The 21180-nt window shown below is 72.8% G+C and carries 18 protein-coding genes and 2 pseudogenes; 9 read left to right on the top strand and 11 right to left on the bottom strand.

The genetic code is table 11. The annotated features are described in order from the left end of the window. Nucleotides 1-336 precede the first annotated feature (336 nt). Complete coding sequence (locus AB0411_RS04460) at nucleotides 337-1284, top strand: nucleoside hydrolase (RefSeq protein WP_366415729.1); 948 nt, start codon at nucleotides 337-339, stop codon at nucleotides 1282-1284. Then, entirely contained in the window at nucleotides 1281-2723 is a 1443-nt protein-coding gene (locus AB0411_RS04455; protein WP_366415728.1) for an MFS transporter, read from the top strand. Before AB0411_RS04460 ends, AB0411_RS04455 begins: the two co-directional genes overlap by 4 nt. A 155-nt stretch (nucleotides 2724-2878) precedes the next feature. Here the strand turns inward: AB0411_RS04455 and AB0411_RS04450 are convergent, their stop codons facing one another. Beyond that, the gene (locus AB0411_RS04450; protein WP_366415727.1) at nucleotides 2879-4000 is read right to left on the bottom strand and encodes a baeRF2 domain-containing protein; all 1122 of its coding nucleotides are present in this window, start codon (nucleotides 3998-4000) and stop codon (nucleotides 2879-2881) included. Between the two features lie 297 nt (nucleotides 4001-4297). Here AB0411_RS04450 and AB0411_RS04445 point away from each other — a divergent pair, with 297 nt between their 5' ends. The 6 genes and pseudogenes from AB0411_RS04445 (at nucleotide 4298) to AB0411_RS04415 (ending at nucleotide 8619) form a co-directional block, all read left to right on the top strand. Then, nucleotides 4298-4714 (top strand): DUF2795 domain-containing protein, encoded by a 417-nt coding sequence (locus tag AB0411_RS04445; RefSeq protein WP_366415726.1) that lies wholly within the window; start codon nucleotides 4298-4300, stop codon nucleotides 4712-4714. Nucleotides 4715-4833: 119 nt separating this feature from the next. Then, entirely contained in the window at nucleotides 4834-5313 is a 480-nt protein-coding gene (locus AB0411_RS04440; protein ID WP_366415725.1) for a DUF5709 domain-containing protein, read from the top strand. 669 nt (nucleotides 5314-5982) lie between these two features. Next, nucleotides 5983-6306 (top strand): annotated as a pseudogene (locus AB0411_RS04430) (hypothetical protein); the annotation flags it as partial. Between the two features lie 121 nt (nucleotides 6307-6427). Then, nucleotides 6428-6622: pseudogene (locus AB0411_RS04425) on the top strand (NrfD/PsrC family molybdoenzyme membrane anchor subunit); the annotation flags it as partial. A 277-nt stretch (nucleotides 6623-6899) separates the two neighbouring features. Further along, nucleotides 6900-8207 carry an NAD(P)/FAD-dependent oxidoreductase gene (locus AB0411_RS04420; protein WP_366416293.1) on the top strand — a complete coding sequence of 436 codons (1308 nt, stop codon included), beginning with the start codon at nucleotides 6900-6902 and terminating at the stop codon, nucleotides 8205-8207. Between the two features lie 112 nt (nucleotides 8208-8319). After that, nucleotides 8320-8619, top strand: a complete 300-nt coding sequence (locus tag AB0411_RS04415; RefSeq protein WP_366415724.1) for a DUF6479 family protein — start codon at nucleotides 8320-8322, stop codon at nucleotides 8617-8619. 89 nt (nucleotides 8620-8708) lie between these two features. Here the strand turns inward: AB0411_RS04415 and AB0411_RS04410 are convergent, their stop codons facing one another. Next, a complete protein-coding gene (locus AB0411_RS04410) occupies nucleotides 8709-9125 on the bottom strand; it encodes an Asp23/Gls24 family envelope stress response protein (RefSeq protein ID WP_366415723.1) in 417 nt (138 codons plus the stop codon). 278 nt (nucleotides 9126-9403) lie between these two features. Between AB0411_RS04410 and AB0411_RS04405 the strand changes: the two genes are divergently transcribed. Continuing rightward, on the top strand, nucleotides 9404-10048 hold the full coding sequence (locus AB0411_RS04405) for a class I SAM-dependent methyltransferase (protein ID WP_366415722.1): 645 nt from the start codon (nucleotides 9404-9406) through the stop codon (nucleotides 10046-10048). A gap of 80 nt (nucleotides 10049-10128) precedes the next feature. On the opposite strand, the gene AB0411_RS04400 is transcribed toward AB0411_RS04405, so the two are convergent. The 9 genes from AB0411_RS04400 to AB0411_RS04360 all read right to left on the bottom strand — a co-directional run bounded on the left by AB0411_RS04400 (nucleotide 10129) and on the right by AB0411_RS04360 (nucleotide 21013). Beyond that, nucleotides 10129-10584 carry a hypothetical protein gene (locus tag AB0411_RS04400; protein ID WP_366415721.1) on the bottom strand — a complete coding sequence of 152 codons (456 nt, stop codon included), beginning with the start codon at nucleotides 10582-10584 and terminating at the stop codon, nucleotides 10129-10131. A gap of 12 nt (nucleotides 10585-10596) precedes the next feature. After that, a complete protein-coding gene (gene ctaD, locus AB0411_RS04395; RefSeq protein ID WP_437041287.1) occupies nucleotides 10597-12330 on the bottom strand; it encodes an aa3-type cytochrome oxidase subunit I in 1734 nt (577 codons plus the stop codon). 149 nt (nucleotides 12331-12479) lie between these two features. Continuing rightward, nucleotides 12480-13313, bottom strand: a complete 834-nt coding sequence (locus AB0411_RS04390; RefSeq protein WP_366415720.1) for an aldo/keto reductase — start codon at nucleotides 13311-13313, stop codon at nucleotides 12480-12482. A gap of 191 nt (nucleotides 13314-13504) precedes the next feature. Beyond that, the gene (locus tag AB0411_RS04385) at nucleotides 13505-15379 is read right to left on the bottom strand and encodes a GMC family oxidoreductase N-terminal domain-containing protein (RefSeq protein WP_366415719.1); all 1875 of its coding nucleotides are present in this window, start codon (nucleotides 15377-15379) and stop codon (nucleotides 13505-13507) included. Further along, complete coding sequence (locus AB0411_RS04380) at nucleotides 15376-16794, bottom strand: hypothetical protein (protein WP_366415718.1); 1419 nt, start codon at nucleotides 16792-16794, stop codon at nucleotides 15376-15378. The genes AB0411_RS04385 and AB0411_RS04380 overlap by 4 nt, the downstream gene beginning before the upstream one ends. After that, nucleotides 16791-17477, bottom strand: coding sequence for a FadR/GntR family transcriptional regulator (locus AB0411_RS04375; RefSeq protein ID WP_366415717.1), 687 nt, complete (start codon nucleotides 17475-17477; stop codon nucleotides 16791-16793). The genes AB0411_RS04380 and AB0411_RS04375 overlap by 4 nt, the downstream gene beginning before the upstream one ends. A gap of 232 nt (nucleotides 17478-17709) precedes the next feature. After that, entirely contained in the window at nucleotides 17710-18084 is a 375-nt protein-coding gene (locus tag AB0411_RS04370; RefSeq protein WP_366415716.1) for a DUF2267 domain-containing protein, read from the bottom strand. Between the two features lie 302 nt (nucleotides 18085-18386). After that, nucleotides 18387-19061 carry a DUF5825 family protein gene (locus AB0411_RS04365; RefSeq protein WP_366415715.1) on the bottom strand — a complete coding sequence of 225 codons (675 nt, stop codon included), beginning with the start codon at nucleotides 19059-19061 and terminating at the stop codon, nucleotides 18387-18389. 23 nt (nucleotides 19062-19084) lie between these two features. Next, nucleotides 19085-21013: a RiPP maturation radical SAM C-methyltransferase gene (locus tag AB0411_RS04360; protein ID WP_366415714.1), complete on the bottom strand. Its 1929-nt coding sequence runs from the start codon at nucleotides 21011-21013 to the stop codon at nucleotides 19085-19087. Nucleotides 21014-21180: the final 167 nt, after the last annotated feature.

The raw sequence follows: 21180 nt of genomic DNA, 5'->3' as shown, positions 1-21180 counted from the left end.
GCTCCCTCCGGTTCGGCCCGCCCGAACCGGAGGGAGCATACGCCCCCGTGTGCCATGGGCAAACGTTGTCCCAAGGGATGCGGATCGCCCGGTCGTCGCGCCCGCTCTTCGTCCCGATAACGTCCGGATAGCCAGAGATTGAACCATTGACAACCGGCAGGTCCATGGGTCAAGTTTCCGGAGAACGTTTTCCATGCTGCTCGCTCGCCGGCTGACTCCGCGCCCGGGCTCGCCATGGGTGACCGCCGGGCGCGTGGTGCGCCGGAACCCATGCCGGCCCGCACCCACCACCTTCATCACCGCTTCACCGAGCAGCAGAGCAAAGGGGCTCTTCCGTTGGCCAGAAAGATCATCCTCGACTGCGACCCGGGGCATGACGATGCGATCGCCATGCTCCTGGCACATGGCAATCCCGACGTCGAGCTGGTCGCCGTGACGACCGTGGTCGGGAACCAGACGCTGGAGAAGGTGACCCGCAACGCCCTGTCCGTGGCGCGCATCGCCGGGATCACGGGCGTCCCCTTTGCCGCCGGCTGCCCGCGTCCGCTCGTGCGGGCCATCGAGACGGCGCCGGACATCCACGGCGAGACCGGTCTCGACGGCCCCGACCTGCCCGAGCCCGCCTTCGAGCTGGACCGCCGGCATGCGGTGGACCTGATCATCGACACGGTGATGTCCCACGAGCCCGGCGAGATCACCATCGTCCCGACCGCGGGCCTGACGAACATCGCGCTGGCCGTGCGCAAGGAGCCGCGGATCGCGGAGCGGGTGCGCGAGGTCGTCCTGATGGGCGGCGGCTACCACGAGGGCAACTGGAGCGCGGTCGCCGAGTTCAACATCATCATCGACCCCGAGGCCGCGCACATCGTCTTCAACGAGCGCTGGCCGGTCACCATGGTCGGCCTCGACCTGACGCACCAGGCGCTGGCCACCCCCGAGGTCGATGCGCGGATCGCCGCGGTCGGCACCCGCCCGGCCAGGTTCGTCGGTGAGCTGCTGGACTTCTTCCGCGAGGCCTACCGCGAGAACCAGGGCTTCGAGCACCCGCCGGTGCACGACCCGTGCGCGGTGGCGTATGTGATCGACCCGGACGTCATGACCGTGCGCAAGGCCCCGGTGGACATCGAGCTGCGCGGTGCGCTGACGGTCGGGATGACCGTGACGGACTTCCGTGCGCCCGCCCCGGAGGACTGCACCACCCAGGTCGCGGTGAAGCTCGACCACGAGCGGTTCTGGAACCTCGTCGTGGACGCGCTCGAGCGGATCGGCGACATCGAGGCATGAACGTTTCCACCACCCAGCGCCCCGTCGAAGCGACGGACGGCGGCAGCTCCGGCGTCCGGATTGGTGTCCTGGTCACGGCGCTCCTCGCGGCGTGCTTCGCCTTCCAGCTCAACGCGAGCATGCTCAGCCCCGCGCTCAAGAACATCGAGGACACCCTCGGCGCCAGTTCCGCCGAGATCGGCCTCACCCAGACCGCGTTCTTCACCTCGGCGGCGCTGTTCTCCCTGTTCCTCCCGCGGCTGGGCGATGTCATCGGCCGCCGCCGGGTGCTGGCCGGCATGCTCGGCCTGATGGTCGTGGGATGTGTGGTCGCCGCGCTGGCGACCAGCGTGCCGATGCTGTTCGCCGGCCGCGTCATCCAGGGCGTCTGCGGCCCGGTCGTCCCGCTGTGTCTGATCATGCTGCGGGTCGAGGTGCACGAGCCCAAGCGGTACGGCACCCTGCTCGGCGTGATCACCGCCGTCAACGGCGGCATCGCCGGTGTCGACTCCCTCGCGGGCGGCTACCTCGCCGACCGCCACGGCTTCGGTTCGGTCTTCTGGGCGATGGCGGTCGTCGCGGCCCTGGCCGCCGTGCTGGTCGCCACCCTGACCCCCGAGTCGAAGGCCCCGACGGCGACCCGGATGGACTGGCCCGGGGTCGCACTGCTGGTCGTCTCGGTGGGCTCGCTGCTGATCGCGCTCAACGAGGCGGGCAAGCTGGCCGCCGCGAACTGGCCGCTGATCGCCGTCCTGCTCGTCCTGTCCGCGGCCGCCTTCGCGCTGTTCTGGCGGACCGAGGACCGCAGCGGGCACCCCCTGGTCGCCACCCGGCACCTCAAGCAGCGCGCGACCTGGGCGACGCTGCTGACGACCGTGCTCACCATGACCGGTGTGTTCGCCGTCATGAACGGGCTGATCCCGGCGTTCGCCCAGGACGCCCGGGCCGGGCTCGGGATGAGCGCCGAGGCCTCCGCGTGGTGGACGCTGTCCCCGTACGCGCTCGCCGGGCTGGCCATGGGCCCGCTGGCCGGACGCCTCGCCGCCACCTTCGGCTACGGCCGCATCCTGCGGTGCGGCCTGGTCGGGTCGGTGGCCACGGTCGTGCTGATGCTGCTCACGATGCACAGCCATTCGCAGGTCCTGCTGCTGGTGACGTCCGTCCTGGTGGGCATCGCCTACGCGGGCGTGGCGAACATCGTCCTCAACGGGCTGGGCATCGTCCTCTCCCCTGCCGAGAACCCGGGCTTCCTGCCCGGCCTCAACGCGGGCGCGTTCAATCTCGGCGCGGGACTCAGCTTCGCCGTCCTGTACGCGGTCAAGACCGCCGCCACCCCGGCGGACCCGTCGTCGCCCGGCGGCTACACCGCCGGCATGATCGCGGGCGTGGTCATCCTCGCCGCGGCCATTGCGACGTCCTTCCTGATCCCGAAGCCGGTGGCGGCCGAAACCCACGACTGAGGCACCTACCGCCGCTCGTGCGGCACGCCCCGCCGCTCCGGGGCACACCGGCACCCCACCGCCCGCCGCCGGATTCCCCGGTCGGCGGGCGGTGGGGTGCCGGCGTTCGTACGGGCGGGGTCCGCGGGCGTGCGGGCGCGGCGCGTTGCGGCGGATCACTCCGGCGTCGCTTCGACCCTCCCGCGCAAGAGGGCGCCGAGCCCGCCGGACGGTGCGCGCTCGGGGTCACGGACCACCACGATGTCGGCGCCGGTCGCCGCCGCCGACCGCACCAGGGCGTCGTCCGCCCGTGCGACGGCCGGACGTTCCTCCCCCAGGTACGTCAACTCCGTTCCGCGTACGGCGAGTTGGTCGGCGTCCGCGCCCACCCAGACCTGCCGGGCGATGTCCGCGCCGTGCGGGCTGACCAGCAGGGTGTCGATCCGGTGCTCCCGCGCCGCCTCGACCAGAGCGGGGATGCCGGCCGCGGCCTGCGGGGCGCTCTTGTTGCCGGGCCCGGCGCCGGTGCGGAAGCGGTCCGTCACCCGCGCGATGTGTTCGCGTTCCTGGACCGCTCTGACCTGGGCGATGTCCCGGTCGACCAGCGTGCTCTCGGCGCCCGGCGCACGACCGCCGTGAGTGCTCTCGCAGGTGAGGGCGCGCAGCGGTTCGGGCAGCTTGTCGTGTACCAGGTGGCGGTCCCGCTCCTCCCCGACCAGGACGACGGCCTCGGCGCCGCTCTTCTCGAACGCCTCGCGCACCGCGCCGGCGAGCTCCCCGGCGTTGTGCTCCCAGGATTTCCCCGGATCGGTCCGGAAGTGCCGCTCGGCGGGGCCGTCCGCGGAGGCACGGGGGAAGGGCCGGCCGGCGGGGCCGGCGCCCCGCTCGCCCAGGAGGGCGAAGTCCGCTCCGGTCCGGTCGAGACGGACCACCAGGCAGACGGGGTCGTCACCGATCGCCGCCAGCAACGGGGTGACCCGGGGCACCGGCCCCCAGGCGGCGAAGGGCACGGCCGGGGGCCCGGGGAGCGGGGTGTCGAGCACGATCGCGCCATGGGCGGCGAACAGCACCCGCCCGGCGTGCGCCCCGCTGTCGCCCTCCCGCCGCGTGAGCAGGGCCTCGTGCACGGCACCGCAGGTGGCCTCGTCCGCGCCGAGCGCGAACAACTGCGCGGTGGTGGCACTCGCCGTCAACTCCTGCTGCTTCGCGGCGTCCTCGCTGCTCTGCGGGACAGTGGCATAGACGGATGCCCAGGGGCCGGGCCGATCGATGACCGGTTTCAGGAGCGAGAGTCGCATGGCGCTGCCTCCTTGGCTTCCTCGGATTCGCGGATTCTCCCGTGGTGCGGTGGGCTGTCATCGGTGTGCGGCGGTGTGTCGTCGGTATGTCGTTATGCGGTGGGGTGCCTTACGAATTCCCGTTCCCGAAAGCCGTATGCATGGCGGGCATATGCATCTGCGATCACGTTCCGCGCACGCCCGGATGATTTCCGTGTGTACGTGGAAAACGGGGCTGTCGGGTTGTTAGGGCTGGGGGACCAGGGAAACTGGGAGTATCGCGACGGGTCTGTACGACCCGTGGAGCCGGAGGCACCCATGGTCATGGAACACGGCACGGACAAGACCGGTCCCGCCCGGGACGACGTGATGAAGCGGCAACTGCGGGGGCAGATGACGGCCGAGCGCTCCCTGCGGACCGACGAGGAGCACGAACTCCAGCCGGCGGGCGAGGACCAGCCGGTGGCGGCCTGGTCCCCCGAGAGCGACTTCAGGGGCGGCACGCCGAGCGGGATGTCCGAGCGGGACGTCGGGCTGCGCTCCGAATTCGCCCAGCACCTCGGGCGGAGTCTGTACCCGGCCGACAAGAACGCGATCATCGAGACCCTCCGGCGGAACAACGCACCGGACCGGCTGGTGGCGATGGCCGAGCGACTGCCCGCGCACGAGCGGTTCGGGAACGTGCAGAGCATCGCGGAGGCCGTGGGCCTCGCGACGGAACACCGACGCGCCTGAGACGTCTCGCGCCGTCGCCTTCTGGCGCTGCCGCGAGACGCCAGGAGGCGGACAATTGGTCGTACAGGCACCTGCCGCACCCGGCGGCCGGGCCTGCGACGAGGAAGAGGGAGGCGGTTATGTCCGACGACGCGATGGGCGACGAGGTCTATCAGCCTCCCCGGTCCGACCCCCAGGACAACCCCAACGACCTCGACATGGAGGACGCCCTGGACGAGCCGGATCTCGACGAGACGCTGGACACGGGCTACTCGCCTCCGGAGCGGCCCTTCGTGGTCAATCACGAAGGGACCACCGCGCGGGAGCTGCACGACCGCGAGACGCTCGACCACCGGCTGGCCGTGGAGGTACCGGACGTCTGCGCGCCCGACGGCGACGGAATCGGCGACCTGCCCGGCGGGGTGGGGGAACCCACCGACCTCGAATGCGGTGAGGAGCGGGCCGGCCGGCTCGTGGGATCCGACGAGGGATTCTGGCGCGGCGGCAGCAATGACATCGCCGCGCGCGACGTCGGTATCGACGGCGGCGCCGCGTCGGCGGAGGAGGCGGCGGTGCACATTGCGCGGGACAATGCGGGGGACGGGGACAGGGAGGGTTAGGGCGGGAGCCGGGAGGGGTTTTCCCATCGGAATTCTTCGGACGGGGGCGGGGGTTTTCCGCCGGGCAAGTCCGTTACGCGCGGCGCGGCTGCCCCCGGCGAGACTTTTCCGACCTGCGAGGCTTTTCCACCCGCCGCCGGCGCACGCCCATGCGGTGCGCATCGCGGCCGACGGAACATTTCCCGAGGAAAGCGCTTGACTGCCACGCAGCCGCGGAGGAATGCGGTGCGCCCCGGCACCCCTAAGGCATCGAGCGCATGTGCGCCTCTTCCGCCGCCACCTGTCGCAGGGCCCGCCCGCTGAGGACCGACCGGGCCCGCCGGGGGGCAGCGGTGCCGTGCCGCCCGGCGCGATCGTCCCTCTCCTTCACCAGCAGCCGGGCCTCCCGCTCCCCCGGGCCGCCGCGGAACCGGGTCGGTGCGTAGCCGCCGCGGAGCTTGCCTCCGCCAGCGGAGGGTCCCCACGTGACCTGCCCGTCCTTCCTGCCCGATGGCCGCATCTCCCACTGTCGCGCCCGGCGGTCCCTGCCGCATGCGGGCGGGGCGCCGGAGGCCCGCGCACGCCCGGTGACTGCCCGGTTGGGTGAGTAACGGGCCCACCGAGGGGCACTCGGAGCCCGCGGGAGCGAGCTTGGAGGCATACCTCAGGACTCGACGCGCTGGAGGAACCATGGGCGGACGCCGGCTGCTCCGCGACCGGCCCGTGTACCGGCAGCTCACAGGCCGGGACCCGTGGGGCCGCGGCCGCGCCGCGATGTCCCGGCGGACGGAGGAGCTGCGGCCCCGTACGGACGCCGCCGACCGCGTCGTGGCCACGATCTGCCCCTACTGCGCGGTCAGGTACGGGCAGCAGGTGTACGTCAAGGACGAACGCGTGGTGCGGACCGAGGGGGACCCGGACTCGCCGGTCAGCAGGGGGCGGCCGTGCCCCAAGGGGTCGGCGACGCGCCAGTTGACGACGGGGGACGCCCGGCGCCACCAGGTTCTCTGCCGGGGCGGCGGCCCTGTCGTTGGCGGGCGGCACCGCGCTCCCCTTCGCGCTGCCCGCGCTCCTGCGGAGGACGGAACGACGATGACGCACCCCACCGCCCGGCGCGAGGCCTCCCGTTCGCGCCGCCAGCTACACCGCCGTGCTCGCCGCGGACACCGCCCTACCGGCCTGGCCCGGCGCCCACCGGGAGCTTCCGTACCTCTTCGCCGCCGCCGCGACCGCCACGGCCGCCGGTATGGCGCCGGCGGTGGCGCCGCAGCGGGAGAGCGCCCCCGCCCGGCGCGCCGCGGTCCTGGCCGCGGTGGCGGACTCGGCCGTGTTCCGGGTCCCGGCCTGCACCGTCCTGCCCCGACGAGCGGCCCAAGGGCCTTCCCCGGCACCATGAGAAGACCCCGGCGCGACGGCGCCGTCATGTGTAGCCGGCCGCACACCGGTAACCCGTCATGGCAGCACCCCCTCGCACGGCACCACACCGCCGACCGGTGTGCGCGCACCGGCCGTCCGCGCGCACCGGACCGCGAGCGCCGCCAGGACCCGCGCCCGAGCATTTCCCCTCGACCGCAGGAGTTCACGTGAACCGACGTCGTCCTCGGATCGTGATCGTCGGAACCGGCTTCGCCGGATTCGAATGCGCCCGCACGCTCTCCCGGCTGGCCAAGGGAGCCGCCGAGATCGTGCTGCTCAACCCGCACGACTACTTTCTGTACGTGCCGCTGCTGCCGGAAGTGGCGGCGGGAATCCTCGAACCCCGCCGGGTCGCGGTCTCGCTCACCGGGAGCCTGCCGGGCACCCGGCTCGTCCTCGGGCAGGCCCACGGCGTGGACCTCGACGCCCGCCGGGTGCACTACACCGACCCCGAGGACGAGGAGGGCTCCCTCTCCTACGACCGGCTGGTCCTGACGGTCGGCAGCGTCAACAAGCTGCTGCCCGTCCCCGGCGTCGCCGAGCACGCCCACGGCTTCCGCGGGATGCCCGAGGCGCTGTACCTGCGCGACCACATCACCCGTCAGATCGAGCTGGCCGGGACGAGCGAGGATCCCGCCGAACGGTCCGCCCGGACCACCTTCGTGGTCGTGGGCGCCGGCTACACCGGCACCGAAGTCGCCGCCCACGGCGTGCTGTTCACCGATGCCCTGGCCCGGCAGAACGTGGGTCTGCAGGACGGTCCGCGTCCGCGCTGGCTGTTGGTGGACGTGGCCGACCGGCTGCTGCCCGGACTCGACGAGCGGCTCTCGCACACCGCGGACCGGGTGCTGCGCTCCCGGGGCGTCGATATCCGCACCCGCACCTCCGTCAAGGAAGCGACGTCGGACGGAGTGCTGCTCGACGACGGCGAGTTCATCCACAGCCGGTCGCTGGTGTGGTGCGTGGGCGTACGGCCCGACCCGCTGGTCGACTCGATGGGGCTGCCCACCGACAAGGGGCGGTTGTGCGTCGACGAATACCTGGGCGTGCCCGGCCGTCCCGAGGTGTTCGCCTGCGGTGATGCCGCGGCCGTGCCGGACCTGACCCGCCCCGGCGAGGTGACGCCGATGACCGCCCAGCATGCGCAGCGGCAGGGCAAGGTCGCGGCGCTCAATGTGGCGGCCTCCTGCGGCCAGGGCGCACGGCGCGCCTACGAGCACCGGGACCTGGGCTTCATGGTCGACCTGGGCGGTGTGCAGGCCGCGGCCAACCCCTTCCACATCCCGCTCTCCGGCCCGCTCGCCGGCGCGCTCACCCGCGGCTACCACCTCCTGGCGATGCCGGGGAACCGTCTCCAGGTGGCCGCCGACTGGATTCTGGGCGCGGTGCTGCCGCGGCAGGGCGTCCACCTGGGACTGGTCAGCTCCTGGTCGGTGCCGCTGGACGCCGAGTCACCCGAAGTGCCCCGCCTGCCGGGCGGCAAGACGGGCACGTCATAGGCGTACTCGCAGACATGGTCATCGGCGCAAGAGCCCCCGCAAGGGACCCGCAGCGGTCCTTGCACCCCTTCCCGCCCCGCCGGACACCCGGCCCGAAAGGAGAGATCCGGACATGGACGCAACAGTGCTGACCGAGCAGCTCGCCGCTCCCGAGGGGACCAGCGGCGCCCTGTTCAGCCTCGTGGGAGTGGTCCTCGTCGCCGTCCTCCTCGCGGCCTTCGTCTGGGGACGCCGCGTCAAGGCCCGTGAGCCGGGCCCGCCCGAGCCCGGGGAGCAGCCGCGGCTGCCCGAGGGCGGCCCCGTGGGCGACACCGTCGAGAGCCGCGAGCCCGACGACCTCCCGCGGACGGACCGACGGCGCACCCCGCACGAGCTGAAGGGCAACGGGACCAGGCCGCGGCGCCACTCGTAGCCGACGGTGCGTCAGTCAGTCGGCAGCGGACGGCCGGCAGGGCGGGTCATCCGGGGGCGACAGGGCCGACGGGGCCGACCGCATCGCGCCTACTGCACGCGTTCCGGTTCGCCTTCCTCCTCGTCGGGGAGCCACACATCGCTCACCGCGATATTGACCTCCACGACCTGGAGACCGGTCATCCCCTCGACCGCGGAGATCACGTTCTCCCGTACGCCCCTGCCCACGTCGGGGATGACCTCGCCGTAGTCGACGACGAGATCCAGATCGACCGCCGCCTGTTTCTCGCCGACCTCGACCTTGACGCCGTGCGTGGTGGTCGTGCCCCCGCCGGGTACGCGTTTGCGCAGGGCGCCCACCGATCTCGAAAACCCGCTGCCGAGGGCATGGACCCCTTCCGATTCCGTGGCTGCCAGGAAGGCGATCTTCGCGACCACGCCGTCGGCGATGGTCGTGCGCCCCAGGTTCCCGGTGTTCCGCGACCCACGCTCTGCGAACTCGGTCATCGCGCCTCACCTCTTTGCTCCGTCGAGGGGAAGTCTTCGGACCCTCTCTTCACGCTATGGCCGTACGGGTGACGCTGCCTCCCGAAACGGGGCGGGACGGCGTCGGGCCCCGAACCGGCACGCCCCGTCCCTTTGCCGTTCCGGCAAAGATTCTTGCCTGTTCGCCCGGCCTCGGCGGACTCTCCTTTCCAGGGGCACGGCACGGCGGCGACACCGCCCGTGCCCCAGGTGCACCGACGCACCGGACCGCCGACAGCCCGCACCGGGAGGACCCGCCGATGCCCCACGACAGCACCATCCCCGACCACGCGTTCTGGGACGCCCGCTACACGGAGAGCGACCGGATGTGGAGCGGCCGCCCCAACGCCCCGCTGATCCGCGAGACCGCCGGCCTCGCCCCGGGCACGGCACTCGACCTGGGTTGCGGTGAGGGAGCCGACGCCGTCTGGCTCGCCGAACACGGCTGGCACGTCACCGCCGTCGACATCTCCCGCGTCGCCCTCGACCGCGCGGCACGGCACGCGCAGGAGACGGCGGCGGACGCGGCCCACCGCATCGACTGGCAGTGGTGCGACCTCGCTTCCTCGTTCCCCGCGGGCAGCTTCGACCTCGTCTCCGCCCACTTCCTGCACTCCCCCGGCGATATGCCGCGCGACGAGATCCTGCGGAAGGCCGCCGCGGCGGTGGCACCCGGCGGGGTCCTCCTCGTCGTCGGCCATGCGGCGGCCCCCTCCTGGGACCCCGGCCCGCACCCCGACCTGCACTTCCCCACTCCGGACGAGGTCCTCGCGGCTCTCGGCCTCCCGGACGGGGAGTGGGAGGTCCTGCGCAACGAGGAGCACCAACGCGCCATGACCGGCCCGGACGGGCAGCCGGGAACCCGCACCGACAACACCCTGAAGCTGCGTCGCGCCCCGGCCTGACGCCGGCCCGCCGGGGCCGGTGCGCGGCCCCGGCACCCCGTACGCCCCGCTCGGTCATTCCCCTGCGGACGAGCCGACGTTCAGCGGGCCAGCAGCAGCGCGTCCAGGAGCACCAGGGCCGTCAGCAGGGCCAGCGCGGCCACCAGGACACGGCGCCGGAGGACGTCATAGCGCTGCTGGTACTCGCGGCGGAGCTGGAGGGCACGGGCGGCGATGCGGGCGACGGTCTGCTGGGAGAGGTCGAGCTGCCGGCGGGCCAAGAGGGCCGCCAACTCCTCGCGTTGGGCGGTCGTCGGCCAGTCGAGGGCGTCGACGAAGGCCGCGGCGTCGGCGCGGGCGCGGTCGATCTCCGCCTGCCACAGCAGGTACCCCTCCATTCTCGCGATACCCGCCTGGACGGTGCGGCGGTCCGGGGCCCGGCCGTGCCGGGACCGGCCGTCGGGCGGGCGGCTCTGCGGCGATCGGCCGGCGGGGGTGCGGTTCTCCGGCGGTTGGCCGCCTGGCGTGCGGCTGTCCGGCGTGCGGCTGTCGGTCATGGCGCGATCCGCTCAGCGCGGCTCGTCCCCCGGCGGGCGGTCGGTGCGGCGTGGCGCGTCGGGGCGGAGCGCAGCGCGCCGCGCGGCCTTCCTGGCGCCCTCCAGGGCGGCGACATCGGGGTGATGCAGGTCGAAGGCGGGCGACTCGGAGCGGATCCGGGGCAGCGTGGTGAAGTTGTGCCGCGGCGGCGGGCAGGAAGTGGCCCACTCCAGGGAGCGTCCGTAGCCCCACGGGTCGTCGAGGGCTTCCTTCTTCCCGTACTTGGCCGTTTTCCAGACGTTGTAGAGGAACGGCAGCACCGAAAGGCCCAGCAGGAACGAGCCGATGCTGGAGATCGTGTTCAGCGTGGTGAAGCCATCGGACGCCAGATAGTCCGCATAGCGGCGCGGCATGCCTTCGACGCCCAGCCAGTGCTGGATGAGAAAGGTGAGGTGGAATCCGATGAACAGGGTCCAGAAGTGGATTTTCCCGAGACGCTCGTCGAGCATTCTTCCGGAGAACTTGGGCCACCAGAAGTAGAACCCGGCGAACATCGCGAAGACCACGGTGCCGAACACGGTGTAGTGGAAGTGGGCGACGACGAAGTACGAGTCGGAGACATGGAAGTCCATCGGCGGCGAGGCCAGCAGGACGCCGGTCAGTCCGCCGAAGAGAAAGGTCACCAGGAAACCGATCGCCCAGAGCATCGGGGTTTCGAACGACAGCGAACCGTGCCACATCGTGCCGACCCAGTTGAAGAACTTCACACCCGTCGGGACCGCGATGAGGAAGGACATGAAGGAGAAGAACGGCAGGAGCACCGCGCCGGTCACGAACATGTGGTGCGCCCAGACGGTGACCGAGAGGCCCGCGATCGAGATCGTCGCCGCGACGAGTCCGATGTAGCCGAAGATGGGCTTACGGCTGAAGACGGGGAAGATCTCGGTGACGATGCCGAAGAACGGCAGCGCGATGATGTACACCTCGGGGTGGCCGAAGAACCAGAAGAGGTGCTGCCACAGCAGTGAGCCGCCGTTCGCGGCGTCGAAGACCTGCGCCCCGAATTTCCGGTCCGCCTCCAGCACCAGCAGCGCGGCGGCCAGCACGGGAAAGGCGAGCAGCACGAGCACGGCCGTGAGCAGGATGTTCCAGGTGAAGATCGGCATCCGGAACATCGTCATGCCGGGCGCCCGCATGCAGATGATGGTCGTGATGAAGTTGACCGAACCCAGGATGGTGCCGAAACCGGAGAAGGCCAGGCCCATCACCCAGAGGTCGCCGCCGGTTCCGGGGGTGCGGAGGGGGCCGGACAGCGGGGTGTAGGCGGTCCAGCCGAAGTCGGCGGCCCCGTCCGGGGTGATGAAGGCGCTGAGGGCGATCAGCGAGCCGAACAGGTAGAGCCAGTAGGCGAACATGTTGAGCCGCGGGAAGGCCACATCGGGTGCGCCGATCTGCAAAGGCATGATCCAGTTCGCGAAACCGGCGAACAACGGCGTCGCGAAGATCAGCAGCATGATGGTGCCGTGCATCGTGAACGCCTGGTTGAACTGCTCGTTCGAGAGGATCTGCAGTCCCGGGCGGGCAAGTTCGGCGCGAAGGGCGAGCGCCAGAATTCCGCCGACCATGAAGAACGCGAACGACGTGCTCAGATAGAGCGTGCCGATGGTTTTGTGGTCGGTGGTCGTCAGCCAGTCCACCACCACCCGTCCGGCATTCCGTCGCCGCCTGGCTGGTTGCAGCGATTCCGTCTGCTGAACGGCTGTCACGGTCCGGACTCCTCACTCGCGCGCGGGCCCCCTCGCCGGGCCGACGGTACCGATACCGCCGAAATCGCCAAAGAGGCTCGCCGCCGCGCACCATCAGTCACATCAGGGGCGCGGGGCGAGCCGGGAATCCGGCCGGGCCGGTCATCGCGTCACAGGAGCTCGAGGGGCTGCTTTCCGGACGGGGGCGGGAAGGCGTCGTCGAGGAAGCGGAGGTCGTCGTTGGTGAGCGACAGGTCGAGTGCCGCACGGTTCTCCTCGACATGGGCCGCGCCGGCCGCCTTGGGAATGGCGATGACGTCGTCGTGGCGCAGCACCCAGGCCAGCGCGACCTGGGCGGGGGTCGCTCCCCGGGCGGAGGCCAGGGCGGTCAGTGCGTCGTGGCCCAGCAGCCGGCCCTGTTCCACGGGCGAGTACGCCATCAACGGGACCGCGAGTTCCCGGCAGCGGGGAAAGAGGTCGTGCTCCGGGCCCCTGCGGGTGAGGTTGTAGAGCACCTGGTCGGTCTGCGGGCGGGCGCCGTCGGGCAGGTCGGCGAGGTCGCCGACGTCGAAATTGCTCACTCCCCAGGCGCCGATGCTGCCCTGCGCCACCAGGGACTCCAGGGCCTCGACGGTCTCGTCGAGCGGCACACTGCCCCGCCAGTGCAGCAGGTAGAGGTCGATCCGGTCGGTCCGCAGCCGGCGCAGGCTCGCATGGCAGGCGTCGACCGTGCCTCTTTCGTCGGCGTGGAAGGGCAGCACCTTGCTCACGAGGAAGGCCTGGTCCCGGCGGCCGTGCACCGCCTCGCCGACCAGGTCCTCGGCGGCGCCGTTTCCGTACATCTCCGCCGTGTCGATCACGCTCAGCCCCAGCTCCAGGCCCCGCCGCAGGGCGGCGATCTCCTCGGCGCGCCGTGCGGGGTCGTTCCCCATGTGCCAGGTGCCCTGCCCGAGAGCGGGCACCTGCGCACCGGAGGGAAAGGTCACCGTTCGCGTGCGGGTCATCGTGTGCTCCTTCTCCGTCCTCGTCCTCGACGGACCGTCACGAACACGCGGTCACGCCGTCGGGTGGTGGTCAGGTGGTCACGCGGTCACCATGATCGCAGCCCGGTGTGCGAGGCGGGTGGGCCCGGCGGCGGTCCGCCGCGGGGAGTCCGCGTCGGGGGTCCCCCTGCCTCCTCCCCCGACGCCGGCCCTCACCCCGCCGCCACCGCCCGTTCCGCGACGCCCAGGGCGGCGGCCATGATGCTCAACTGCGGGTTCACCTCGGGACAGCCGGGCAGCAGCGAGCCGTCGGCGATCAGCACCCCGTGCACCCCGCGCAGGCGGCCCGCGCCGTCGGCGGGGCAGCGCCGGGCATCCGCCCCGGCGGCCACGGTCCCGGTGGGGTGGAAGGCGGAGAGATGGAGTTGGCGGGCGCTCACCCCGTCCAGCAGGGCGGACAGCTCGGCCAGGGAGCGGGCCCGCGGCGCGGTGGGAATGCCGGTCAGCACCTCCCGGGCGCCGGCGGCGAAGAGCAGTTCGCCCATGGCGCGAACCGCGGTCATCAGGCGGCCCGCGTCGCGCGGATCGAGATCGTAGCGCAGCAGGGTGCGGTCCCGGCCCAGGACCCGGCCCGAGGGGCGGTCGGCGATCATGGCGCCGAGGGTTGCCAGCCGGTCCGCGGTGTCCACCTCGTGGCGCAGCGCGCGACCGGCGCCGGGCAGCACGAAACTGCCCATGCCCGGTGGGGTGGCGGTCGCCTCGATGAGGATGCCGCCGCTGTGCAGCTCCTCGACGCCGACGCTCTGCAGCACGCCCTCCCAGGCCGTCACCGGCTCGGCGAAGCGGCCCGCCACGCTGGTCGCCGGATGGACGCTGAGGTTGCGGCCCAGCCGGGGGTGGGTGCCCAGCCCGGAGCGGCGCAGCAGCGGCGGCGACTGCAGCGCGCCCGCCGCGAGAACCACCAGCGGGCTCAGGATCTCCAGCTCGCCGCCGCCCGGACGCTCGACGGCCACCCCGGCCGCACGCGGGCCACCGGGCCGGTCGGCGTCCACGAGGATGCGCCGCACCCGCGCCCCGGTGACGATGCGGGCCCCGGCGGCACAGGCGTCGGGCAGCACCGAGCGCTGCACGCTCTGCTTGGCGCCCGTGGGGCAGCCCACGACGCACTGGCAGGAGCCCTGGCAGCCGGGGGCGTTGCGGCGCAGCGGCGCGGCCCGCCACCCGAGGCGCTCCGCCCCGGCGAGGGTGAGCAGCCCGTTGTTGCCGAGGACGTCGAGGGGCTGGGTGGCCACGCCCAGGGTGCGTTCGGCCTCGTCGAGGTGCGCTCCGAAGCCGTCGGCGAGGTCGAGTCCGAAGGCGGTGCGCCAGCGCTCCAGCACATGGTCCGGGGTGCGGTAGCAGGTGCCGGAGTTGACGAGGGTGGTCCCGCCGACGGCGCGTCCGGTGGGCAGCAGCAGCGGCGGGCGGCCCGCGGCGACGGTGGCGCCGCCGTCCCGGTAGAGCTCCGCGAAGCGTTCCAGAGGCGTGCGGCGGCGGAACGACGCGGTGGTGTGGTGGTCGCCTTCCTCCAGGACGACGGTGCGCAGTCCGGCGCGGGCCAGGACCCGCGCGGCCATGGCTCCGCCGGCGCCGGAGCCGATCACCACCGCGTCGGCGGTGCTGCGCGCGGGCCAGTCGGCGGCCGGTGTGCAGTCCAGCGGCGGATCGTCCGGCGGCGCGAGGGCGAGCGGGCGCGCCGGCGGCGTTCCGGTGCCGTCTCCCGTAGGGGCCCGGTGCGCGAGCATCCGCTCCGTGCCGGCGGCCAGCAGCACCGGCACCTTAACCAGGTCGAGCAGTGGTGCCAGGCGCGGCCGGGCGGCCAGCGCCGTCATGATCTCGTCCCGCTCGTCCGGGCCGAGGGCGGCGAGCGGGCGTCCCGTGCGGGCCAGCGCATAGGCGTCGACGGCACGGGCCGCGCCGCGCACCCCGGCGCGGGCCGGTGCGGGCATGGCGGCCAGCAGGGCGTCGAGGCGTCCGGGCACCCTGCCCGGCCAGGGTGTGCCGCCGTCGTCGGCGAGGAGGGCCGCGACGAATCCGGCGGTGCTCATCGCTCCCCCACCTCCGCGTGCGCGGTTCCTTCGAGGAGCCACTCCTCCTCGGGGCGCCAGCGTCCCCACCAGCGTTCCAGGCGGACGACGGCGTCGGCGGTCTCGCTGTTGCGGCAGACGGCCGGACTGCCGTCGGGGTCCGCGTAGTCGAGCCGCAGGGTGCGCTCGGCCGGCAGGCTCACCTCGACCCGGATGCGGCGCAGTCCGGCGCGTCCCGTCACGCTCCAGTCCGGACGCCCCAGGGCGGCGCGGAAGCGGCCGAGCCCCGCCCAGCCGAACGCGGTGCGCTCCGCCCGGCGGGGCCAGGTGCGGCCGCCGCGGCGCAGCCGCAGGAAGACCAGGGGCGGCAGCCGGCGCAGTCCCGGTCGCGTCGAGACCGCGGCGACGATCTCCAGTACCTCGCCGCTGCCGAGATCCGCGTGCAGCCAGGCCCAGCGGTGGGCGTTGCCGTGGCCGTAGATGCGGGCGGAGGCGCCGGGCGCGCCGTGCAGGGTCAGCTTCTCGCCGCCGTAGGCGACCGTGCCGTCGTAGGTGGCGCGGGCGGCGGGCAGGATCTGGGCGGCGGGCAGCAGGGGGCGGCGCCAGGACCAGCGCGGGAAGGTGAACAGCGGCGTGTCCTCGGGGCGTTCGGTCAGCTCCCAGCGGAAGTCGCCGGCCGCTCCTTCGAGGTGACCGGGCCGGACGGCGATGCCGTCCGCGCGAAAGCCGTCCTCGCCACCGCGCCAGGGCTCGGGGCCGAAGCGGGTGTGCCGCACCGCGTCCTGCGGACCGTCCGGGGCCGCCGCGGGGAAGACGGCGGCCCAGCCGTGCGCGAAGGGCGGGGATCCGTCGGCCGGCGCGGTCAGTTCGTGGTGCAGCCACAGCCCGCGGCCGGTCGCCGGGTCGGTGACGGTGGTGTACCAGACCTCGGTGCGGCCCCGCTCCCCGCGCCAGCGCGGTGCCAACTGGTGGCCGCCGTCCTCGCGGCGGGGGAAGCGGACGCTGCCCAGGAAGGGGGCCAGGCCGGCGGCGAGGGGGAAGCGCAGGGTGCCGGTGCCGAGGCGTTCCTCCCCGTCGTAGAGCGTGTAGGGCAGGACCGTCATCGAGCGGACGGGGCGGCGCGCCGAGACGGACTTCCAGCCGTCCAGGGTCAGCCGGCGGCCCTGGACGGTGAAGGCCAGCCGGTAGCGGATGCGGCGCCGGGCGAGCGGCGAGATCTCCATCTCGCCGGTGGCGCAGGGGTCGTCGGCCCAGCCGGCGATGCGCAGGCGGCCGCTCACCCGGGCCGTGGTCGTGCCGAGCGGCCGGAGCACGTGGGGCGCCGTCACCCGCAGGTCGAGCCGGGCCCGCCGGCTCCCGTCCTCCCCGTCGAGCCGGGCGGAGCCGAGCATGGTCTCGGTGAACGCCGTCCCGCGGGCGTTGTCGCCGCCGCTCATGCCAGCTCCTCCAGCATGATCCGCTCGGTGGCGGTCAGATAGCTCTCGGCGGCGGCGCGCGCGGCGTCCCGCTCGCCCGCCACCACGGCCTCGACCACCGGCACCAGCCGGGCGTGGGCGGCCTCCGGGTCGGTGAAGGGCCGCACCAGAGCGGAACGGACCGGCAGATAGGCGTGGAAGAGGGTGTTGGTCAGCAGCACATAGACGCGGTTGCCGGTGGCGCGGGCGAGCGCGCGGTGCACCTCGATGTCCGCCAGCTGTACGGCGTCGCCGCCCTCTGCGCTCCGCACCGCCGCCAGCAGTTCACGCAGTTCCTCGTGGTGCTTGCGGCCCGAGCGGGCGGCGGCCCGCTCGGCGATCAACGCGCCGATGCTGCGCCGCACTTCGAAGATCTCACCGATCCAGTCCGGGCTGTGCCGTACCAGCATCGGCAGCAGATCGGCGCCGCCGAGGCGCAGGTAGTCGCGCACCTTGGTGCCCACGCCGTGCCGGGTCTCCAGCAGGCCGGCCTGGAGGAGACGGCCGTAGGCGTGCTTGAGGGTGGTGCGGTTGACGCCGTACCGCTCCGCCAGCCGGCGCTCGGTGGGGAGATAGTCGCCGGCGGGATAGCGCCCGGTGAGGATCTCCTCCCGCAGCCGGTTCTCCAGGACGTCGACGACGGTCTCACGGGGCAGCGTCTCCACGGTTTCCCTCCCAGGGCAGCGATCGCCAGTGCCCCACTCGGTGCACCGAGTGAGTCAGTGACTGAGTGGATGATCCACTGCACCATCGGAGTTCGGCCCCGTCAAGCCTTTTTGCTGCCGCGTGCTCCTGCCGCCTCCCCTGGCGCCCTTCGACCGACGATCGCCGCCACAGCCGGAGTTGACCGGCCACAGCCCGGCGAGCGAGGCCGCCGCCCCGCCCCGGAACGCCCCCTCAGCCGGTCTCCACCAGCGGCGCGTACTCCTTGCCGAGCTGGGACATGGCGTGGTCGAACTCCTTCTGCGAGATGACCTCGTGGAGCGTGCCGAGCACCGCCCGGACCCCGCGGGTGGCCTCCGCCTTGGTCAGCCCGGTGTGCTCGCGCACCCTGCGGACCGACTCGTCGGGGCCGAAGGTCACCATGGCGCTCCGCCCCCGCTGGAGCGAGTCGCGCAGCGGCTCGGGAAGTTCGAGCGCCAGATCGCGCACTTCGCCGGCGCTCAGGCGAAGGGCGAGCGTCTCGAGAGTGGCACGGGTGAGGTCGGCCGCTTCCTGGCGGGAGAAACCCGTGCGATGCGCCACTGCCTGGAAGAACTCCTTGTCGTCCATGCGAGCCTCCACCTCGGTATCGGGGAACGGGCGAGGGAGGCAAAACCTCTCCCCCCACCTTGCCACGCCCGCATCCCCCGTGCGAGGCACCGCGGACCGCCCCTCGGGGTCAGACGGCCGCCCGCCCGCAACCGGAACCCGTGGTCACCGCCCGACCACCGAAAGCGAACCCGGCCCCGGCGCGGCCGCGGCGTCCGGCACGAGGAGGGGGTCCGCCGGGCCGCCCCGCCCGCGCCGCCAGGGGCCGGGCGGGGCCGTGCGGCGGCGCGCCCTCCCCCCGGGCCCCTCCCCCCACGGGTGCCTCAGATGGCCATCGCCTCCTGGATCCACCGGTTCACCCGGTACGGCAGCCACCACAGCAGCGGCCCGGTGCGGGAGACCAGGCGCTCCTCCAGGAAGTCGGCGGCGATGGCCTCGGGTACGGCCGACAGCGGTGCGCCGTAGGAGAGTTGGGCGATCGCCGTCCGGTAGGCGGGCTCGTCCGCGGTGAAACGGCGCAGGTTGCCCCAGCGGCGGTCGCGGATCTGGACGAAGCCGGGGCCCTCGCGCCACAGGCACTTGCAGAGGTAGTGCTCGTCGCGCCACTGGGCGAGCGCGTCCGCCGCGTCGGCGGGGCCGGTGAGGGTGCGGGGCGGCTGGAGGTGGCTGAGTTCGCGCCAGCCGTCGGCGGGCTCCGCCGGCAGGCGCAGCTCCCACTGGACCAGCACGGCGCGTGCCGTCAGATCGCGGATCAGGCACAGCCGCCGGACCGCGTGCGCGGCGGACGCGGGGTCGTCGACGGCCGTCAGGTCGATCTCCCCGGCGAGCCGCACCCGCCGAACCCCCAGCTCCCACAGCCGGGCGGCGTCCTCCTCCGGGGGGCCGGTCAGGTCGAGTTCGCCCAGGCTCATGCCGGGCAGCGCGCAGGCGTCCTCGTCGTAGTCCCGCCACGCGGCGAGCGTCAGCGCCCCGGGGGCGTGGGTGGTGGTGCAGGTCATGGGGGTCTCCTCGTGGGCGGCGGTCAGGCGTGGACGACGGCCCGGGGCGCGTCCGGCGTCTGCTGCGCGGTGGGCACGGCGTGGCGGTGGCGCATGAAGTCGAGCCGCAGCAGGTCCTCGTTGACGGCCGCGGGCGCGAGGTGGACGTACTGGCCGCCGTCGGTGAAGACCAGCCCGAGCGTGACCCAGTGCTGGAGCAGGGTGTGCACGGCGGCCTCGTCGACCGGGTGCTCCGGCAGGCGGGCGGCGAGCTTGCGGGTCAGCGCGGCCGGGGCGTGCGGTTGGTCGAGGAGCCGGAAGGCCGCGATCTCCAGGGGCGCGGTGAGTTCCATGGCTCCCCAGTCGAAGGCGCGCCGGCGGCTGACGCAGACGATGCGGTCGCCGAGGTCGGTGTGGGTGAGCCTGCTGTCCACGTGGTGCTTGCGCCAGGCGCCCAGGGCGTCGTTGAGGGAGGTGACGGTGGTCTCCCCGATGCCGCGTTCGGGTGCCTCGAAGACGTAGGCCAGGTCGTACAGTTCGGACTCGGGCAGGTCGTAGGTGAAGCGGTAGTGCTCCTCGGGCCGCAGGCCGGTGAAGCCGAGTTCGGGCCGGTTGAAGTACGGGCTGAAGCGTTCGATGGCGATGCGCGCGGAGAGGTCGACCGGCGGGTCGAGGTGTTCCAGTGCGGGCAGTTGGGCGATGACCGGTTCGTAGTCGGCGGCGGTCTCGCCGGGGAAGCCGTGGAGGTAGTTCCAGGAGACGGAGAGTCCGGTCTCGGCTCCGTCGCGGAGCATACGGACGTTCTGGCAGCCGCTCACGCCCTTGTCCATCAGGTCGAGCACCCGGCTGTTCAGGCTCTCGATGCCCGGCTGGACGTAGATCATCCCGGCGTCGGCGAGGGTGCGCAGCTGGGGCCGGCGCATGTTCGCCTTGATCTCGATGTGCAGGCGCAGGTCGTAGCCGCTGTCGATGATGCGGGGCAGGACGGTACTGAGGTAGCCCATGTCGAGGATGTTGTCGACGACGTACATGTCCAGCACCCGGTGGCGGCGCGCCAGATCCATGATCTCCTCGTAGAAGGTGTCCGGGCTCTTGCTGCGGAACTGCATGAAGGAGCCGTTGAGTCCGCAGAAGGTGCAGTGGTGCTTCTCGCCCCACCAGCACCCCCGGGCCCCCTCGACGACGAGCTTGGGCTCCACCCAGTTGCGGGCGACGGAGGACGCCAGCCGCTCGAAGTAGCCGCTGTAGTCGGGCGGCAGGATGGTGGCGGGCGGCAGCGGGCTGGTGCTCATCGGGTTGGCGGTGCTGGTGCCGCCGGGGCTCCGGTGGCACAGGCCGGGGACGGCCGAGAGGTCGCCGCCCTCGTCGAGGGTGGTGAGCAGTTGGGGGAAGGCGGCTTCGCCCTCGCCGCGGACCACGTAGTCGAGGAAGGGGAAGTTGCGGTGGCCGGCCTCGCCCTGCTCACCGTCGCAGTTGGCGCCGCCCATGACCGTGACGATGTGCGGGGCGAGGCGTTTGACGTACTTGGCGGCGGCGAGCGCGGCGGTGTTCTGCTGGAAGGTGGAGGTGAAGCCGACGACGTCGGGCCCGGCCGCGACGATCCGCTCGGCGGTCTCCTGCACGAATTCCGGTACCACGCGGTGCAGTTCCTCGGACATCCGGATCCGTTCGTCCCGGAGCTTGCCGCGCATGGAGGCGCGGAACTCCGGTACCCGCCATGCGGGATCGTCGTAGAGGGCGGAGGAGAACACCCAGTCGCCGCATCCCATGAAGTACGAGGAGAGCGCATAGAACTGGTAGTCGTCCGCGGTGAACTCGGTGCGCCGGGTGATCCAGTCGGTGAACTCCAGGTTGGCGTGGAGGACGTCGGCGTGACCGGAGGTGCGCTCGTCGACGCTGCGTCGCAGGATTCCGAGGGCGAGGGACGGCAGGTCGATCGGGGACCAGGGCATGTTGACCAGCAGGACGCGCATGTCGGCTCCTCGTAGGCGGCGGGGTGGAAGGGAGGCGGCCGGCGGCCGTCCGGTGGCGAGCGGCGAACCGGCCGGCCCGGCGGTGCACCGGGCCGGCCGGGGAGGGTCAGTCCTCCTCGGTGTCCTCGGCGTTGCGGAACGGGACGGTCACCGTGATGCCGATGCCC

This window comes from Streptomyces angustmyceticus, from assembly GCF_040701845.1.
GTDB classification, from domain to species: Bacteria; Actinomycetota; Actinomycetes; order Streptomycetales; family Streptomycetaceae; genus Streptomyces; species Streptomyces angustmyceticus_A.
This window is presented reverse-complemented; position numbering and strand designations above follow the sequence as displayed.

Coding starts and splice junctions, on each gene's coding strand:
- AB0411_RS04455 (WP_366415728.1), top strand. CDS start 1,281: ATGAACGTTTCCACCACCCAGCGCCCCGTCGAAGCGACGGACGGCGGC.
- AB0411_RS04450 (WP_366415727.1), bottom strand. CDS start 4,000: ATGCGACTCTCGCTCCTGAAACCGGTCATCGATCGGCCCGGCCCCTGG.
- AB0411_RS04445 (WP_366415726.1), top strand. CDS start 4,298: ATGGTCATGGAACACGGCACGGACAAGACCGGTCCCGCCCGGGACGAC.
- AB0411_RS04440 (WP_366415725.1), top strand. CDS start 4,834: ATGTCCGACGACGCGATGGGCGACGAGGTCTATCAGCCTCCCCGGTCC.
- AB0411_RS04415 (WP_366415724.1), top strand. CDS start 8,320: ATGGACGCAACAGTGCTGACCGAGCAGCTCGCCGCTCCCGAGGGGACC.
- AB0411_RS04410 (WP_366415723.1), bottom strand. CDS start 9,125: ATGACCGAGTTCGCAGAGCGTGGGTCGCGGAACACCGGGAACCTGGGG.
- AB0411_RS04405 (WP_366415722.1), top strand. CDS start 9,404: ATGCCCCACGACAGCACCATCCCCGACCACGCGTTCTGGGACGCCCGC.
- AB0411_RS04400 (WP_366415721.1), bottom strand. CDS start 10,584: ATGACCGACAGCCGCACGCCGGACAGCCGCACGCCAGGCGGCCAACCG.
- AB0411_RS04390 (WP_366415720.1), bottom strand. CDS start 13,313: ATGACCCGCACGCGAACGGTGACCTTTCCCTCCGGTGCGCAGGTGCCC.
- AB0411_RS04385 (WP_366415719.1), bottom strand. CDS start 15,379: ATGAGCACCGCCGGATTCGTCGCGGCCCTCCTCGCCGACGACGGCGGC.
- AB0411_RS04380 (WP_366415718.1), bottom strand. CDS start 16,794: ATGAGCGGCGGCGACAACGCCCGCGGGACGGCGTTCACCGAGACCATG.
- AB0411_RS04370 (WP_366415716.1), bottom strand. CDS start 18,084: ATGGACGACAAGGAGTTCTTCCAGGCAGTGGCGCATCGCACGGGTTTC.
- AB0411_RS04365 (WP_366415715.1), bottom strand. CDS start 19,061: ATGACCTGCACCACCACCCACGCCCCCGGGGCGCTGACGCTCGCCGCG.
- AB0411_RS04360 (WP_366415714.1), bottom strand. CDS start 21,013: ATGCGCGTCCTGCTGGTCAACATGCCCTGGTCCCCGATCGACCTGCCG.